This window comes from Mucilaginibacter paludis DSM 18603 (genome assembly GCF_000166195.2).
In the GTDB taxonomy this organism is placed as follows: Bacteria; Bacteroidota; Bacteroidia; order Sphingobacteriales; family Sphingobacteriaceae; genus Mucilaginibacter; species Mucilaginibacter paludis.
This window is the reverse complement of sequence record NZ_CM001403.1, coordinates 7,741,234-7,759,881: the sequence shown is the minus strand read 5'-3', so window position 1 is coordinate 7,759,881 and position 18,648 is coordinate 7,741,234. Positions and strand designations below refer to the sequence as shown.

14 protein-coding genes and 1 tRNA gene are annotated in these 18,648 nt (G+C 41.5%); 7 read left to right on the top strand and 8 right to left on the bottom strand.

Annotated features, from left to right (window positions below; translation table 11 throughout):
* Positions 1-2 precede the first annotated feature (2 nt).
* From MUCPA_RS32850 to MUCPA_RS32820, 7 genes are all read left to right on the top strand, one after another.
* The gene (locus tag MUCPA_RS32850) at positions 3-740 is read left to right on the top strand and encodes a hypothetical protein (protein ID WP_008512608.1); all 738 of its coding nucleotides are present in this window, start codon (positions 3-5) and stop codon (positions 738-740) included.
* 2 nt (positions 741-742) lie between these two features.
* A complete protein-coding gene (locus MUCPA_RS32845) occupies positions 743-2,248 on the top strand; it encodes a GH3 auxin-responsive promoter family protein (protein WP_008512606.1) in 1,506 nt (501 codons plus the stop codon).
* Positions 2,249-2,318: 70 nt separating this feature from the next.
* Positions 2,319-3,509 carry a 1-deoxy-D-xylulose-5-phosphate reductoisomerase gene (locus tag MUCPA_RS32840; RefSeq protein ID WP_008512604.1) on the top strand — a complete coding sequence of 397 codons (1,191 nt, stop codon included), beginning with the start codon at positions 2,319-2,321 and terminating at the stop codon, positions 3,507-3,509.
* Positions 3,510-3,523: 14 nt separating this feature from the next.
* Positions 3,524-4,849, top strand: a complete 1,326-nt coding sequence (rseP, locus tag MUCPA_RS32835; protein ID WP_008512603.1) for an RIP metalloprotease RseP — start codon at positions 3,524-3,526, stop codon at positions 4,847-4,849.
* Between the two features lie 183 nt (positions 4,850-5,032).
* A complete protein-coding gene (gene hscB / locus MUCPA_RS32830; RefSeq protein WP_008512601.1) occupies positions 5,033-5,563 on the top strand; it encodes a Fe-S protein assembly co-chaperone HscB in 531 nt (176 codons plus the stop codon).
* Positions 5,564-5,591: 28 nt separating this feature from the next.
* Positions 5,592-5,671 (top strand) — tRNA-Leu (locus MUCPA_RS32825).
* Positions 5,672-5,829: 158 nt separating this feature from the next.
* The gene (locus MUCPA_RS32820) at positions 5,830-6,345 is read left to right on the top strand and encodes a DUF6155 family protein (RefSeq protein ID WP_008512598.1); all 516 of its coding nucleotides are present in this window, start codon (positions 5,830-5,832) and stop codon (positions 6,343-6,345) included.
* 919 nt (positions 6,346-7,264) lie between these two features.
* Here the strand turns inward: MUCPA_RS32820 and MUCPA_RS32810 are convergent.
* From MUCPA_RS32810 to MUCPA_RS32780, 8 genes are all read right to left on the bottom strand, one after another.
* Complete coding sequence (locus MUCPA_RS32810; RefSeq protein ID WP_157544030.1) at positions 7,265-7,861, bottom strand: hypothetical protein; 597 nt, start codon at positions 7,859-7,861, stop codon at positions 7,265-7,267.
* Between the two features lie 127 nt (positions 7,862-7,988).
* A complete protein-coding gene (locus MUCPA_RS37995; protein WP_008512596.1) occupies positions 7,989-8,138 on the bottom strand; it encodes a hypothetical protein in 150 nt (49 codons plus the stop codon).
* A 210-nt stretch (positions 8,139-8,348) separates the two neighbouring features.
* On the bottom strand, positions 8,349-9,872 hold the full coding sequence (locus tag MUCPA_RS32805; protein WP_157544029.1) for a glycoside hydrolase family 32 protein: 1,524 nt from the start codon (positions 9,870-9,872) through the stop codon (positions 8,349-8,351).
* Positions 9,873-9,922: 50 nt separating this feature from the next.
* Entirely contained in the window at positions 9,923-11,404 is a 1,482-nt protein-coding gene (locus MUCPA_RS32800) for a glycoside hydrolase family 32 protein (RefSeq protein WP_008512594.1), read from the bottom strand.
* A gap of 48 nt (positions 11,405-11,452) precedes the next feature.
* Complete coding sequence (locus tag MUCPA_RS32795; protein WP_008512593.1) at positions 11,453-12,844, bottom strand: DUF4960 domain-containing protein; 1,392 nt, start codon at positions 12,842-12,844, stop codon at positions 11,453-11,455.
* A gap of 16 nt (positions 12,845-12,860) precedes the next feature.
* Entirely contained in the window at positions 12,861-14,582 is a 1,722-nt protein-coding gene (locus tag MUCPA_RS32790; RefSeq protein WP_040626775.1) for a RagB/SusD family nutrient uptake outer membrane protein, read from the bottom strand.
* Positions 14,583-14,600: 18 nt separating this feature from the next.
* Complete coding sequence (locus tag MUCPA_RS32785; RefSeq protein WP_008512580.1) at positions 14,601-17,690, bottom strand: SusC/RagA family TonB-linked outer membrane protein; 3,090 nt, start codon at positions 17,688-17,690, stop codon at positions 14,601-14,603.
* Between the two features lie 39 nt (positions 17,691-17,729).
* Positions 17,730-18,647 (bottom strand): carbohydrate kinase family protein, encoded by a 918-nt coding sequence (locus tag MUCPA_RS32780; protein WP_008512578.1) that lies wholly within the window; start codon positions 18,645-18,647, stop codon positions 17,730-17,732.
* Between the last annotated feature and the right edge of the window lies 1 nt (position 18,648).

The window sequence follows — 18,648 nt, the reverse complement described above, 5'->3', positions numbered from 1 at the left end:
TCATGTATCATCCATTTTCTGTTGCAGAAACCATTAAAACTGCATGGGACATTTTTAAAAAAAACTTTATTACTATTAGCGTATATTCAATTATTGCGTTCCTGCTAAGTTTTATTATGGGCATCATTATTAGTATTTTGTTGCCGTCCAGCGAGTTTTATCCTAAGTTGTTTGCCTCTTTCGTTCTTGTTCTTATTCAGGCCTTCACCACGTTAGGGCTTTATAAACTAATTTTCACTTTGATAGACAGTGAGTATTACGAATTCGAATTCAAGCAGGTTTTACCAAATATTAAAATGATATTCAGTTATTTATGTGTGATTTTCATCATAGGTTTTTTTATTGCTACATATGAGATATTTATTCTGCGAAAGTTAGAAAAAGATTCCCTTAGTTACCAGATAGCCGACTATATAGGTGCAGGCATAGGTTTATATACCATATTGCGCATTATGTTTTTCAATTCTTTCATTGTTGATGATAAATCCGGCCCAATTGAATCATTAAGGCAAAGCATAGCCCTTACAAAAAATTACATCTCTAAAGTTGTACTCATATTGTCTATAATTATATCAATGATAGTGCTGCTGATACTTTTATACCTATCCTATCAGGCAATTGCGGTGATCTTATTTTTTGTGTTCGTTTATCCCTTCGTGAACATAGTATTGATTGCAATGTATCGTAAGCTCATTTATAGCCATCAGGACGTTGACGACATCGTTGCCGAAGCATTATAACTATGGGATTTAAAGCAGCGTTAAGCAAACCATTTGCGGCCATCATTAACATCCAACTCAATAAACTGCGTAAAAACGCGGTGAGTCTCCAGCAAAAAACATTTACAGGTTTAATACAGCAAGCCAGTGAAACGGCCTTCGGTAAAGACCATCAGTTTGCAGCTATTAAAACTTACGATGACTTTAAAAAGAATGTTCCGATAAGGGATTATGAAGATCTTCGGCCTTATATCGACCGTGTTGTTAACGGCGAAGAAAATATCATGTGGCCCGGCAAACCTGCTTATTTAGCTAAAACATCGGGTACTACGTCGGGGGTAAAGTATATCCCCATCTCTAAGGAAAGCATGCCCGAGCATATTAAAGCCGCCCGCAATGCTTTGCTCAATTACATTCACGAAACCGGGAAAACCGATTTTGTAGATGGCAGCATGATATTTTTACAAGGCAGCCCTATCCTATCCGAAAAACACGGCATCCAGGTTGGTCGCCTGTCAGGCATTGTTGCCCATCATGTACCGCAATACCTTCAAAAAAACCGCAAGCCAAGCTACGAGATTAATTGCATCGAAGATTGGGAAGAAAAAGTTGACGCCATTGTTGACGAAACACTGAACGAGGATATGCGCCTGATATCGGGTATCCCACCCTGGTGCCAGATGTACTTCGACAGGTTATCGCAAAAATCGGGCGAAAAAAAGATTAAAGATATTTTCCCAAACTTTAAGCTGTTTGTTTACGGCGGCGTAAATTACGAGCCTTACCGCGCCCGCATTGAAGATAGCATTGGATTCCCTATCGATTCGATAGAAACTTATCCCGCCTCCGAAGGCTTCATTGCCTTCCAAGATTCGCAAAAAGATAAAGGTTTATTGCTGCTCGCCGATTCCGGAATATTTTACGAGTTTATACCCGTAGATGAATATTTTGATCCCAACCCTACCCGTATCGAATTAAAAGATGTGGAACTTAATAAAAACTACGCCTTGATACTGAATACAAATGCAGGTTTATGGGGCTACAGCATAGGCGATACCGTTAAATTTATTTCTAAAGATCCTTATAAGATCATGGTAAGCGGTCGCATAAAACATTATATTTCAGCATTTGGAGAGCATGTGATAGGCGAAGAAGTAGAACACGCCCTACTGAACGTGGCTAAAGCCGAAGGTGTTGATATTACCGAATTTACTGTTGCGCCACAAGTAAATCCGCCGCAGGGGCAGCTCCCCTATCATGAATGGTTTATTGAGTTTGCAGGGTCACCCAAAAACATAGCCGAATTCAGTTTAAAAGTAGATGAGGCTTTACAAAAGAAAAATATTTATTACTTTGACCTCATTAAAGGTAGTATTTTACAGCCTTTAAAAATAATGCCGCTTAAAAAGAATGCTTTTATTGATTATATGCGCTCAAAAGGTAAATTAGGTGGCCAAAATAAAGTACCCAGATTAGCTAACGACCGCAAAATTGCAGATGAACTATCCTATTACTCAATTAATGAATAACAATTGCCAAAAGAATAATACTTTTGCAAATAGAGAAGAAAGGCGGAGACCGGTTTCAGCTGGGAAATAAATGCATCAACAACATATAAAAAATATAGCTATACTTGGCTCCACCGGCAGCATAGGCACGCAGGCTTTACAAGTAATAAGTAAAAATGCAAGCATTTTCAGGGCATATATACTCACAGCACAAACCAATGCCGACCTGCTGATTGAGCAGGCTCAACATTTTTTGCCTGCTTATGTTATTATCGGCAACGAGAGTAAGTACGCTGACGTTAAAGCTGCGCTTGCACATTTACCTATCCAGGTATTAGCAGGTAGCCAGGCCATCAAAGATGTTGTTACTGAGCCGGCTATTCATACCGTATTAACAGCCATGGTGGGCTTTGCCGGTTTAGAGCCAACTATAGCCGCTATTAAGGCTGGTAAAACCATTGCTTTAGCAAATAAAGAAACATTGGTTGTGGCAGGCGAGCTGATTACATCGCTGGCCAAACAACACCAGGTAAATATTTTACCTGTTGATTCGGAGCATTCAGCTATATTTCAATGCCTGGCCGGAGAAGAAAACAACCGGATTGAAAAATTGATACTGACGGCCTCGGGCGGTCCTTTCCGTGGAAAAAACCTGGATTATTTAACAGGAGTTACTAAAAACGACGCGTTAAAACATCCTAACTGGGTTATGGGCGCTAAAATCACCATTGATTCAGCTTCATTAATGAACAAAGGCCTGGAAGTAATTGAAGCTAAATGGCTTTTTGATGTAGATGTCGACCGTATCGAAGTGATTGTACATCCGCAATCCATCATTCACTCCATGGTGCAGTTTGAAGACGGCTCCATTAAGGCGCAGATGGGCTTGCCCGATATGTGCCTGCCCATCCAGTATGCGCTTACCTATCCCAATCGTATTAAAAGCGATTTTAAACGATTCGATTTTATGGATTACCCCCAACTCAGCTTCGAAAAACCAGATTTAAAAACTTTCCGTAATTTAGCTATTGCTTTTGAGGCGCTTAATCAAGCTGGTAATATGCCCTGCATTGTTAACGCCGCAAACGAAATTGCCGTAGCCAGCTTTCTTAATGGGAATGTCAGTTTTTTAGGTATGAGCGATATTATTGAAATATGTATGCAGAAAATAAGTTTTATAGGACAACCTATATTAGACGATTATTTGAATACTGATAAAGAAACCCGCATATTAGCACAAAGTTTAATAACGCAAACGCCATCGGCGATGATAACCATTTGATATAATTAGAAGGAATGAGTGTAGTAATAATGATAGTTCAGTTGATACTGGGCCTTTCGATCTTGGTGATATTGCATGAGCTTGGGCACTTTTTAGCGGCCCGCGCTTTTGGAATTAAAGTAGAAAAATTTTATTTGTTTTTTGATGCCTGGAATATTAGCCTGGTTAAATTTCATTATAAAGGTGTTGAATATGGTATAGGCTGGTTGCCATTAGGCGGTTATGTGAAAATTGCCGGGATGATTGATGAATCTATGGATACCGAGCAAATGGCAGGCCCTGCCCAGCCCTGGGAGTTTCGCTCAAAACCAGCCTGGCAACGCTTAATTGTGATGCTGGCAGGTATTTTTGTCAATATTGTATTGGGCATCTTCATCTTCTGGATGCTGACAGTTAAATACGGAGAAACTTATATCCCTTCAAGCAGCGTCAAATACGGTATTGCTCCCGGCATTATCGGTAAAAAAATAGGCCTTAAAGCGGGCGATAAAATAACCGAAATTAACGGCAAGCCTATAGTACGCTATGATGAGTTAAGAACCTCAAAAGTTTTAATGGGGAATACCAAGCTTACTGTAGTACGCGGTAACAACGTGTTAACTATAGCCATCCCTCCTACCATTTTGAATGATCTGTCAGACTTGGGTATCGACGAGTTTATTAACCTTCGTACCAAATTTAAAGTAGATTCTGTGGTGCCCAACAGCAACGCCTTTAAGGCTGGCCTGGCAAAAGGTGATAGTATTGTAGCGGTTAATAACCAACCGATCCAGTTTTTTGACGAATACCAGGATCAAATAGCCAAGTATAAAAACGGGCAAACACATTTATCGGTTAAAAGAGCCGGCACCCTGCAAGACCTTGTAGTAAATGTTAAGCCTGACGGTACGCTCGGCTTTGCAAGAGACAGGGATAGCTTTCCGGAAGAAAAGAAAGAAACATTTGGTTTTTTCGGATCACTGCCGGTTGGCGCATCAAAAGCGTGGAGCAGTTTCGCTGATAATGCCAAGGGCTTAGGTAAGGTATTTAAAGGCGAAGTAAAGGCTAATAAAGCATTTGCAGGCCCTGTACAAATAGCAACCATGTTTGGCAGTCATATCGACTGGCCCAAGTTCTGGGGCCTGGTGGGCTTATTATCAATGGCGTTGGCCCTGATGAATCTGTTGCCTATCCCCGTGTTAGACGGCGGCCATGCCATGTTCCTGATTATTGAGATGATTAAAGGCAAACCGTTAAGCGATAAGTTTATGGAGCGTGCACAAATTGTAGGTTTTGTAATTTTAATAACCCTGATGGTATTTGTTTATGGTAACGATATCATTAAGCACGTGGTGAAGTAGTTATTGGGTGGTTAATTAGTTAATGGGTTATTAAGTTATTGGCTACTGTATTTCTGCTGTAAAACTTATAAATAGTAAATAGCTATGTTCTTTTCTGTTTCATTAGCGATGGCTACGGGTCTGCATAACTCAATAACCAGTAACTGAATAACCAATAACTTAATAACTCCACAACACACACCGATGACCACAAGTTACTTTGAATTTTACGGGCTTCCGGAGTCATTTACAATTGACGCTAAAGTTTTGAAAAATAAATTTTACGAGCTGAGTAAACGCTATCATCCTGATTTTTACGCTAACGAAAGCGAGGCCAGGCAACAGGAGATTTTAGAACTATCCACCCTAAATAACAAAGCTTACCAGGTACTGTCAAACCCGCCCAAATTAACGGAATATATCCTGCAACAACACGGACTGTTAGCCGAAGGAGATAAACATCAGCTTGCCCCCGATTTTTTAATGGAGATGATGGAAATTAATGAAAACCTGATGGAAGTTGATGACGAAGCAGGTTTACTGGCAATTAAAACACAGCTTGCAGGTATAGAAAACGATTTAAATGCCCAATTATCCAGCCTGATCAAAAATTATGAAACAGATAATCAGGCTAATAAGATAACAACCTTAAAAAACATCAAAGATATTTACTTTAAACAGAAATATCTATTGCGAATTAAGGATTCTTTAAATACATTTGCAGCCCGCTTCTAAACAATCAAAGTCGTTTAGAATCAAAGATGCCCAGCTGGCGGAATTGGTAGACGCGCTGGTCTCAAACACCTGTGGGAAACCGTGCCGGTTCGACTCCGGCGCTGGGTACTGACCGTAAGTCTGACGTAAGTTTGACTTACGGTTTTTTTGCTATAGGGAAAATGTTTAACATTATTGTTAATCTTCTTTTTAATATTCAATCGCATTATTTTATCTTTCGAAAGAGAAATTTTCACTATAGTAGCCAAAACGGCAATTAAAAAGATATGGGACTGAGTGACATTAAGAAAGAACTTAAAAAACTCGACAAGGAGAAAATCATTAATCTTATAGCCGACTTATATACAAAAAACAAATCGGTTAAAGAGTTTTTCGACTTTTATGTAAATCCAAATGAAAGAGAGCTATTCAATAAATACCGTGACAAGGTATTTGAAGCATTTTATCCAAAACGGGGTTACGGCTACAACCTCAAAGACGGCAAACAAGCAATAAGTGACTTTAAAAAATTAGGAGCTTCGTCGGATTTACTTGCTGACTTGATGCTTTTCTACGTGGAAACTGGTGTGCAATTTACAAACGACTTTGGAGATATCAATGAGGCATTTTATTCCAGCATAGAATCAACATATCTGGCTGTTTTGAAACTTATAAGAAACGAGAGTTTACTGGATAAGTTTTCCGATAGAGCGCGAAAAATAGTAAATGATACTATCGATATTGGATGGGGTTTTCATGACTATTTATTTGACGTTTATTACCAGTTTTATGATGACAAATAAGATCCCCCCCTAACCAGTTATTTAATTCACTTACCGTAAGTTGAACGTATGTTGGCTTAGGGTTTTTTGTTAGGAGAATTTTAAGTAACTAACTTCTTTTTTCAATCTCTTTCTTAACTTCTTCTATTAATTGTTGCTCATTATCAGCAAATTCGCCACATTCACTGATGATAAAATCTATACATTTTACAAAAAGTAACACTACACCTTATGAAACGGCTAATTGACGATATCGAAATATAATTCAATCAATTTGTTGATCATCAAATCAATTATCCGCGGAATGAATGGTTTACGTCAATCGAAATAGACAAGTCAAAACACTCAATCACCTTCAATGAAGAAATATTCAGAGATTATAAGAGTGGCGAGACTACGATAAATTGGTAGTTTATAAAATTGGTGGTAAAGGAATTTAAAGAGCATGTCGAAAGTTTAATACTCCACTCGACTAAAGTACTAATATCTCTCCACCAGCAAATTTTCGGAGATGAGTATCACGAAAGAGAGGGCTATTTTGATTTTGACGGAATGGAGATAATTAGGTATAATAGTTACAAATATCTCCCAAATAGCTTTGATTATCGGATTGAATTAGGATTTGCTCTTGTATCAAATAAAAGTTTTGATATGGATTCCCTGTCGTATTCTTCAATATTTGACAGAAATCAAATAAATAGATTCATTATGGTTGGCGTGAAGCGTGAATAAATATTAAAGATTTTTATGTAATCTGTCAACGGTTTTTAATAATTCGAGCATTTTGTAAACCCTTCAACCTGAGAAAATAACCGATTACCAGTCGAATATTCAGAGTGATGGATAATAGGTTTATATATAACAAACTTCGATTGCATCTTCTGCGTGTTTGCCCGGCATGTACGATGTGATTTTTTGCAACAAAAATTTTTGAAGACCATTATGGTGTATAGGTTTTTATCACCCTATCAAGCACTGTTTTAAAATTGGTTTCATAAGCTGGTTTCTGGTCATTGTTAATGAGTACTAAGTCTGTATGCTTGATCGGCTTACCATCTACAAACTCATAAATGCTTGATAACAGTAAAGATTTACCTGGCTGTATGTTTCTCCACAAAAAAGCAGAAGAACCTTGATAAGGCTTGTTATGGCTATCTTTTAATTGAGCCTCTTTTTGAAGCACCACCGACTTGCCATACCGTTGTGATACATACTTATAGATTGCTTCTGATTCTGCAGTGGTTTCAAATCCTATAATGAGCCCAACTAATTTCTTTTCTTCGATAGAGTTGAGCAAAAATGCAACAAAACAATGTTCTGTTAATGACACAGGCCCAAAACTGTAACCTTCAATATCATAAGTAGTATAAGCTGGTAAAGAGGTTAAAGGTTCTGTTCTATCAGCAGATTTTTTACGATCTTTTACGATAACCCGTGGATCTTCTTTAAATGTCAATTTCTCTAAATCCACTTTTTGTTGTGCACTACATGAATAGCCCATGAAAGCTGTTAGTAAAAATATTAATAATCGTTTCATAAAGTTTTTAATCAACATAAAATTTGCACTGATACCGGATACATCTTCCAGACTCTTTATCACATCAAACTTGGGAATAACCAAGTCTATATATCCATCGGCCTCCGTCTTACCCCCAAAATCATCATCACCTGCCCTTGGTTATATTGGTGATTCCGTCGACCATATTACCAGTGGAGGCAAACAGGTCATAAAACTTTTTAAACTTGAAACTATAGTCTTTTGTTTCGTATTCTTTCTTTTTACTTGCTTTATTCCAGTCGGCTTTGAACCTCATTTTCCAGGATGCTTCTTTTTTGTTCTCAACACCTCTCCGCCCCTATCTTACCTGCCTTTTTTTTCAAATCTTTCCGTTTATCTTTAGACAGGTTTTGTTCTTTGATTGGATAAGCCACTCATGATCTCCCCCTTCTGGCCAATTTAAAATGACCAGATTGCGAAGGCGAAAATGTAGTCCTTTAAATAAAACAAAAGTTAGCAACCTGTTTTAGTTTTTCCAGATAGATTTGAGTCCTGTTATTTGCAATTTTTGAATTGTCACTTCGGTTTGACTTTCCAGAATCAATTTTTCAAGATTTGCCTTAGGGAAAAATATAGCCGTCATCACGCTTAGCCCACCATCTGCGAAAAGTTCGATTGAGGATTTATCCACCACCAAAGTCAAATCGGCGCTTTTGGAGGATGTTAAACGCGGCGCATAAAATCTTCCGGCAAAACCTTTGTGAAAGTCAATGATGCCCGCGTTAGTTCTGTCAATATAATACCGGTTTTTCGCCTTGTCAAAACCGATGGTCAATTTATCGCCGCTTTCGCTAACCAAATGAACCGAACAATCTTGTATCCGAGCAAAATTCACTTTCAACACATACTGATTTTTCAAAGAGCCGGTATATTTCGACAGGTCGAGATGCCGGTTGAGTTTGACGTTTGTTAACGTTATCGCCATGCCCGCAGCGTTTTTATATAATTCTTTAGCCGGCATAGAAGTGACCAGGATGCCAGAATCACTTTGTCTCAATTGAAGTTCACGTGGTATGGTCATCGCGTTCCGCCATTTTTCGGTCGGCACCTCGTTTGCATAATTCCAGTTACTCATCCAGCCCAAGAACAATTTGCGGCTGCCCGTATTACTCCAGGTAACGCCGGCATACTCATCCGGACCGTAATCTATCCAGCGTATACGGGTATCTACGGGTACAAACTCATGCCCGTCAAAATGTCCAACAAAGTATTGAGTCGCAGATCCGCCGTTCGGGCCGCCGGGATTGAGATTGACGATCAGTACCCAATAGGTCTTCCCGTTTAATTTTAATGGGAACAGATCCGGGCACTCCCATACGCCACCATGAGCACCAACTGTTAAGCCAAACTCGCTTTCTTTCTTCCAGTTTTTCAGATCAGGTGCCGAATAAAACGTGATATGATCTTTGGTAGCCAAAGTCATGATCCATTTCTTTTGCTCTGCATACCACATCACCTTAGGATCGCGAAAATCCCTTATTCCCGGGTTTTTCAATACCGGATTGCCAGCATACTTGGTCCAGCTTTGGCCTTGGTCAAGGCTATAAGCCAGGCTTTGATTTTGGAACGTCTCGGTCCCAGCCTTCTCTCCCTTAGAATCGTGATGGGTAAATATGGCCACAAGCGGATATTTCCCATCCTTGCCGAAACCAGATGTATTATTTGAATCCACAACGGCGCTACCCGAAAAAATGTAACCCAGGCTGTCCGGATACAGTGCAATCGGCAATTCCTTCCAGTGTACCAGATCCTTACTGGTCGCATGTCCCCAGTGCATCGGCCCCCAGGTTGTGCCGCCTGGATAATATTGAAAAAATAAATGGTATGAACCATCAATATAAACCATGCCATTCGGGTCATTGATCCAGTGGGCGCCTGGCGAAAAATGAAGTTGTGGCCGGTAAGCTTCCTGATATTGATGTATTTGCCCCATCGCCCGGCTGCTAAAGTATACTGTTGCTATTAATATTAGCCTTAAAAATAATTTCATTTGTGGATGTTTAAAGGGCGACGAAAATCCGCCGCCCATTTTTGTCAATGCTATTTTTGATAGAAAGATAAATTTTTAAAGGTTGCCGAACCATTAGTGGCATAAATGCCCCATGCTTTTTTCTGCAATGCATAAATCCGGGTGGTTAGCGCCGCCTGACTATTCACATATATTGTAGCAATTGAATTTTCTATCACGATCTTAAACGGATATTCCTGTCCCGCCGTTAACTTGTATGGAATTGACGCATCTGTATTGGCCGCGCCGCTAATCACATTATCGCTCTGTAAATTGCCGTTGGTAAAGCCCAGTTTAAAAGTGTTGTTTGCCGTACCGTCTGATCCGAACAGGAACCCGAAACCGGAGGGTAGCTGTGAAAACGTTACTGATCCTTTAATGATACAAGTACCGGAAATATTTCCGAAATAAGCCGCTCCGGTGCCGTTTGAACTGCTGATCTGATAATTACTGCCTGATAGCGTTACTGTTGCATCCTTATTTGTCGCAGTTATGGTTCCCACTTTGGCAACAGCACTCTCAACAGTTGCAGGCACAGAGACCGATAATGTTCCATCGGAATTCTGAACAAGCAGATGACTGCTCATATTACCTGCAAATTCTTTTGCGCCAACATCGCTGAATCCGCTTTTTGTAGGCACCCATCCAAAAAGATATCGGTTTTTACCATCAAAAGTCGTTTTGGCGGCATAAAAGTAACGACCGTCCAACAGCTCATTTGCAGGTGTAATCCATGGGCCGGATGGCGAGGCAGCAATGCGGTAGTGTGTGGCGTTCTCCATGTTGGTATCCGAGAACACGAGGTACCAGTAATTCCCTAACTTAAAAACATCAGGACATTCGAGCATGTCATATTTATTGGGTCCGTAAAAAGTGCCCTGGAAAACCCAGTTAGGCGCTGCCATATCTTTAGTTGTATAATACACCAGTTCGCCAACGTTATTTTTACGTGCACCAACAACCATCCAGTATTCCTGGGTGGCATCATTGAAAAAGATATTAGGGTCGCGGAAGTTATTGAAGTCATAACCAGATGGCGGTATGATCAGGAAACCGCTTTTTTTAGTCCACGAATTTAAATCCGTGCTGGTCGCGTACATAATTCCCTCCTGCGGTCTTGCAGTGTTTAAAAAAAGATAGTTGTGACCGGTATAATATCCGTAGTAGTTGTTTCCTGCTTTGATAACCGAGCCGGTGCCTAATGTATAGTCTTCCTGGTCGGCCCGGCCATATCCAATCATAATGCCCTTATCTGTGTAAGTTAACAGATCAGTTGTTGTAAATTTATACCAGGGATGATATTGTGGAGCGTTATCTCGCCAGTCTGCCAGGAAAAACAGATGGAAGGTATTATTGTCATAAAATGGCATAACATCGCCCACGTAGCCCTTTACTGGCGCCTGGTAAATGGAAAAAAATGGTGCGGTTGGATCAACCGGTGCTATCCCCGAGCTATCTTTTTTACAAGACGCCAGCATAGCACACAGCACAATGATTAATGATATTTTTTTCATTTTTAAGTATTTTGATGTGCCTTGCCGGCAAAGGCAAGGCACGTTCACTTATTGAGTTAATATGCTTAGCGCATTTTGGGTTAATTTGATCACGTTAGGCATATAGGGGTTGGCGATACTCGCTACACCTGTTTTAGCATCGGGTTCATTGTACCAGTCATAAGCGCCCAGGGCAATGATGATAGTTTTTCCGCTTTTATTAACTGAGGGCCATTGTGCAATGTTAACGGTGTTATCAGTTGTAGAACCATCGGTAGATGCCAAAGCGATGCCACCGGTTGCTGCCTGCCAGCCTGCAGTATTGCCATAACCTCCCCACTCGCTTACTTTCCATTGAGCCGTGTGATTTTCCCTTTCCACTCCTTTGCCAAGCAAGTAAGCTGTGGTGGGATTGGTAGCGCTCAGTGTTAATCCCGAGAAAAGTGCGTTCGATGATTGTCCGGGGAACGACATGCCCCAATCACCATTGTTATCAATAGTTGGAGCAGTATCCCCGAATACGTTATTTGGCCCTTTACCGCCCGGTACAATGCCCAGTGGTACCAGGTATTGGTCGGCGTAACCGGTGAAAAAGAAATTGCCCCCACTTGCATAATAAGCCTTTAAGGCATTTATTATATTAGCATAATTAGTCATGTCGGGCAGTTGCTGACCGCTATCGTAGTGCCACCAGATGACTTTATATTTAGCCAAATTTACTTTACCGGTATTAATATCGTCAAAAACAACGTATTCAGCATTCGGGTAGTTAGCAAATAACCAGTCGGCTGCCGCCTTTTCGTCAGGATTGGTGATTCCGGCGCGGGTAGATGCGAATCCTACATAAGCGATGTAAGGAATACTATTCAGCACAGTCACATTTACCGTGTAAGTCACCGATGTAACACTTGAGGTTACGGTATAGGTAACCGGCTTGGTAAAATCCTGGGCTTTGTCTGCCGTAGGGCTGATCGTTAATCCGGAAGATAAAACAATTTTAGGAACAACGTTGCTCACGACAGACCCCGGCGGCATCGTAACAGTAATTGTCCGGTTAATATCATTAATTACCCCGGCAACGGTATCAATTTTGAAACTCACGAACGCAGGTTGAATGGTTGCTGTTACAGTATATGTACTGTAAATGTTCCCATTAATTACTTTGTAAGTAACCGGTAGGGACATATCGACAACCTCGCCCAGAGCTGGAGACGCGACGGCGCCTGAAGCAATCGTAAAAGTCGGTTTTACCTTCGTGATGTCCGATCCAAAAGGCAAAGTGATCTTAATTGTCTTCGCACTTTCGCTGATCGTTGCCGACACGCCGTTGGCCGTGAACGCGGAAATATCGGCGTTGGCGCTTAAGTTAATATCTGAACTGTTCTTTTTACAGGCATTGATGATTACTGCCAGGCAAATGATCACCAACCGGAATTTGTTTTTTATGATAATTGATTTCATCGTTTAAATTTTACGGTTACCACCCTGAATTTTGTTTGTATAGCCCCTTGCTGAAATTGATCTGATTTTGGGGAATTGGCAAGTATTCATCTCTATTTTTCTTGAATACGGCATCCGATAAATGACCTACCCTTGGCTTTTCAGCATTGAAATAAGCGTTTAGGTAGTCAGCGGCTATACCCCAGCGCACCAGGTCGAAGAACCGGTAACCTTCCATGGCAAACTCCATCCGTCGTTCAAAGCGCAGGGCCTGACGGGCGTAGTCATTCGTCCAGGTACAGTTAAGGCCAGGTTGATAAGTACTGATTTTATAATTTGAAGTAGCTCCGCCGCCGGTCTGTTTTAACATACCCGTGCTGTTAGCAGCACGCTGACGCACCAAGTTCACCAATGGAAGTGCTTCTGTTTCTCGTCCCAATTCAATAAGTGCTTCCGCCTTCATCAACAATACATCAGCGTAGCGGATGATTGCCCAGTTTTTGGAACTTGACATAAATGGAGGGAATTTTTTAAATGAAGGATCATCATAAGGAACAGTTTCCTTCATGCTCAACAAAGGGCCATACACCTGCGGCGCGCGCGCCCAGGATGTTTGATAAATAAAATTCTGTTTATATTTATAGGGATGCCCCGGTATGGCGGCCGTGTGATCCATTCGCGGATCAAAGCTGCCGGCAAAATAATTGGCCGAAGTTTCTACATCGTTGTTATTAAAAGTTGTAAACAAGGGCAAACCATTATTATCTGTTTGAAAGGCATTGATCAGGTTATGGCTCGGAACATGAAAACCACAGCAACCATACTGGGAAACCATCGGGTAATTGAGCGAATGCCCGTTATCAACCCTTCCCTGGGGCGTTCCGTCATTGATGGAATACTGGATGGCAAATACCGATTCCTTCCCGTTTTCGTATTGTGTTAAGAAATTATATCCAAAATCTGACAGCAAACCATAATTTCCGGAGTTGATCACATCATCACAAAGACTATTAACCAATGTTAATTTTGTTTTATCTATCCCGGTAACGTTATTATTGTCATCCTGTGTATAAGCCTGGTAAAGCAGCGCTTTTGCCTCATAGACTTCTGCAGCAAATTTGGTAGCCCTCCCCTGGTCGGTTTGCGTGGCAGGTAGGTTACCGGCCGCAAAAGCAAAGTCATTAACAATTTTCGTCCATAACTGATCACTGCTGTAGCTTCGGTTGCTCACCGTGTCATAACCAGGCTTCGGGATATTTTCGTCAATATAAGGAATCCGCTTATACAGTATTTTTAAAAGGAAATAAAAATGCCCGCGAAGGAAACGCATTTCGGCCTGCCTTGCAACCTTGTTCGGGTAGTCGGTCAATGCCATGTTGTTTATCCTGCCAAGCGCATCGTTTACACGGTTCAATCCAACATACAGGCGGTACCATGTAACATCTGATGTACCGAGATCTACCCGGTTGAGAGAAAAGGTTTCATAAGCATGGAAATCGGATACATCTCCGGTACCGTCTCCGCCCTTGTAGGCACCGCCGCTGCGGATGCTGCCGTAAGCCCACATATCGCTGTAGGGTGCCGCCCAATAATCATTACCCAAGGCTGAATAGGCAGAAATTACCATGTCGTCAACATTGGCAGGTGTATTCAATTGTTCACTGGCGATCTGGCCCTGAGGAGTTTGATCGAGATCTTTTTTACAGGAATTGAGTAGTATACAGGCTACTGCTAATGCCATTAATATTTTTGTTTTCATTTGACTTCTCATAATGGATTAAAAAGTTACGTTTACACCGATTGAGGTAACGATAGGTATTGGAAAACTATTGGTTGGATTTTCCGGATCAGTAGCCGTATACGACTTACTTTTTATGGTTAACAAGTTATTCGCCTGAATAAAAATGCGCGCATTGCTAACCTTCAAATTTTTTATCCCTTTTTTAAGATCATATCCTAATTGAACATTCCTTAATTTCAGGTAAGAGCCATTTTCAACAAAATAGGTAGATCCGCGACCTTCGTTGTTACGGTCAACAGTTGTTAATGCTGGAATCGTTGAGTTAGGATTTTGTGGTGTCCATGCCTGTAATACGCGGCTTCCCCAGTTGGCCCCAGGCTGCAGCGATGTAAAATCCGTTAATACCTTATAGGTATTGTAAACATCGTTACCCTGAACACCTTGCAGAAGGAATGTGAAATCAAACGCCTTGTAACGAATAGAAGCATTTAATCCGTAGCTAAAATTCGGATCGAAATTACCGATATAGTCCTGATCACTATTGTTAATAACGCCGTCACCGTTAAGATCTTTATATCTTATCCTTCCCAAGCCTTTACCCGGTTGCGCAGCAGAGTTATCAACTTCGGCCTGAGTAGTAAACAATCCGTCGGCCACGTAGCCAAAAATTGAATTTACAGATCGGCCAAGAATTGTCTTGGTAGTCCCGTTGCCAGGGTACGAGGTCAATACTTCCGGAGGAAGGCTGGTCACTGTATTTCGGTAAGAAGATATGTTTCCCGATAAATCTATCGACCAATCCCGTCCCAGTTGGTTATTATAATTTAATACTGCTTCAATACCTGTATTTTTTACAGAAGCACCATTCGCTGTTTGGTTGCCGCCTTCACCCAAAACGGCAAGGTAAATCGGAGTGATCAGGATATCTGTGGTGTTTTTAATAAAATATTCTACCGATCCAGATAGCTTGTCATTGAAAAGGCCAAAATCTAATCCAAAATTATTTTGAGTTGCCGTTTCCCATTTGAGGTTTGCATTCCCTCGTTGGGTTTGCACGTACCCTGATGGAAGCTGACCGGTACCTGCACCTGTGATATCATAGGCTGTTCCACCATCAAATAGGCCAGTGAGAATAGTTCCGTAAATAGGGGCATACAAGGTACTGGCGGCATAATCGGGACTAGACTGATTTCCGGTCTGCCCCCAGCTGTAGCGCAATTTTAAATTGGACACAGCGGGAACCTTATTCTTAAAAAAAGGTTCATCGCTTATACGCCAGCCGAACGACGCGGAAGGAAAATATCCATATCTGTTATTCGTGCCAAATCGAGATGATCCGTCCCGACGTAATGTGAATGCGGCCAGGTAGCGGTCGTTATAGGCATAATTTGCTTTCGCGAAATACGATAACAACGCATTGCCCGTTCCTCCCCCACCATTCAGCACATTAGTTGTTCCGGCACCGAGATAGGCATAGTTATAATCTTCAATGGCATAACCCTGACGGCTGCCAGACATATTTTGATTGATGACGCTGATCTGTTCATGACCCAGTAAAAAATCAAATTTGTGTTTTTTGTAAGCCAAATTGTACGTCAGTGTATTATGCCAGATCAGGCTGCCATCATAAGAGGCGCTTGTGTTTACAAGATTAGAAAGGTCATTCAAAAACCCTGAAACGTAAGATTTACGGATCGTTCGGGCATAATTAACCGCCGCATCCACACCGTACTCAGTTTTAAAATGTAAGTTTTTTAAAATTGCCAGGTCTGCAAACGCACTGCCGAACAACTTGCCAAAATTGTTTTTATTTTGCTTGTTATCTTCAATAAGGCGCAACGGATTTTGCCTATCGGCCATTCCGTTCGAGGGGCCGCCCCAACCGCCATTAATATCGTATATCGGAGTTGCCGGCTCGTCAATCAGCGCTAAGCTTGTGATATCGCCAACCGGCAATAACACATCTCTCATATAGGTGGCCGTAAAATTCTCTCCTATTTTTAAACGATTATTAAAAAAGTTGTAGTCGGAGTTGAATCGTGCGGTAATTTTTTGATCTCGTGATTCTTTGATGATCCCTTGATTGTCATAATAACTTAATGAGAACAACGAATTGCCTTTTTCAGTTCCGTTAGAAACAGAAAGGTTATAGGATTGCAGCAACGAATTTCTGGAAATCTCATCGAACCAATGCGTATCGGCAGGTCTCAATGTATGGATGGCATCAAGGTATTCCGGCAATAAAACTTTATTCAGTACCGGATTATTATAGTTGCCGTTCCAGTCATATTGGTAGGTAGCATTATTATTGGGACTTGAACCGTCATTAACGGCAGCGCGCCAGTAGGCTTCTCCGCGTTGTTGCGTGTTTAATACCTTTAATTTACTGGCATAAAATTCAAGGGAAGATGTTGCCGAAAAGTCAATTTTACTAACTCCGGCTTTCCCCTTTTTTGTTGTCACAATAATTACTCCGCTTGCAGCCCGCGAACCGTAGATAGATGCGGAAGCTGCATCTTTCAATACCTGGATGGACTCGATGTCGGCTTGGTTAATTTCCTGAAGTCCACGGGTTGTAGGGACGCCGTCGATCACATAAAGCGGATCATTGTTGTTTAATGTTCCGATACCACGTATCCTGATGGAAACATTACCGGCAGGCGACCCATCGGTGGAAATGGTTACTCCTGCCACTCGTCCTTGCAGCGCCTTCATGGCATTACCGGCAGGTATATCCTGGATGTCTTTCACATTCACTACTGCTACAGCCCCGGTAAGGTCCTTCTTTCGTTCCTGGGAGTAACCGGTCACAACAACTTCGTTAAGGTTATTTGCGGCCACAGTTAATTTGATATTGATTTCAGTTGTTGTGGAACTGATCAGATAGGTTTCCTGCCGGGCACCCAGGTAGCTGAATCTCAGATGCTGCCCTACCGACGCCTGAATTGAAAAATTTCCCTTTACGTCGGTCAGCGTAGCTTTTTGTGTTTCCAGTACCACTACACTTACTGCTTCGAGCGACTCTCCGCCCTGATCGGTTACCCTCCCCTTGAGGTTTTTGATCTGCCCGTAACTTAGGCCTATAGCGGCGTAAAAAAGGCAGAATGATAGTATTAATTTTCTCATAAAATGGTTTTTTATTGGTTTGGTTTTGGGTTTAAGGTATTATTGGATATAGTTTCCAAACAATTCGTCACGGAAACGAGTGTATTGAGATAGGTTATATTCCGGGCATCCTCCTTTTTGGGTTGCGACAAATCCTCCCATCGCTATCGCATTCCTTAAAATGGTGCCCGGATGTTCATTCGTGTAATGATTAGCAATAAAGGCTGCTAAAAAGGCATCGCCACTGCCAATGGTGTCCTTAACTTTCACCTCGCGCCCTGCAGCATGATAGGCTTCGCTTTCTTTATAATAAGAGGCCCCAAATTCACCTTTTGTAACAATGACCTCACGCACATTGAATTGATCCTGAACAAATTTGATCTGTTCTGCCTCGTTCCAGTAGGAGCCACGAAAATAGGTCTGCACCATTTCCAGCTCAGCCTGATTAAACTTAACGATGTCGGCCTTTTTTAGCAAGTCGCTCAATAGCTCACGCCCAATAAAAGGCGGTCGTAAATTGATATCCAATACTTTGATCACATCACTTTCCAACAATTCGAACAGGGTATCTTTGGAAACTTTATTGCGCGATGCCAGGCTACCGAATACAAAGTAAGTTGAAGGACTGATTTGTTTGCTGATCAATTTGCTGTCATCGATAAAATCCCAGGCAACCGGGAAAACGATTTCATAGGAAACCTCATTGCCATTGTTCATTTTTGCCAGCACCTCACTTGTGGGGTATTGATCGTCCTGCTGTAACAGGTCTTTCGACAAGCCCCACCGATCAAGGAGGCTCTCAAGTTTTTTTCCATTGCTGTCATTACCTACCTTACTGGCCAGGCTGCCTTTAACACCTAATTTATTTAAATGATAGGCAACATTAAGCGGAGCACCTCCCGGCTGGGGCCCGTCCGGGAGTATATCCCAAAGAATTTCACCGTAACAAATTGCCGGAGGGAAAGTATTTCTATTCATG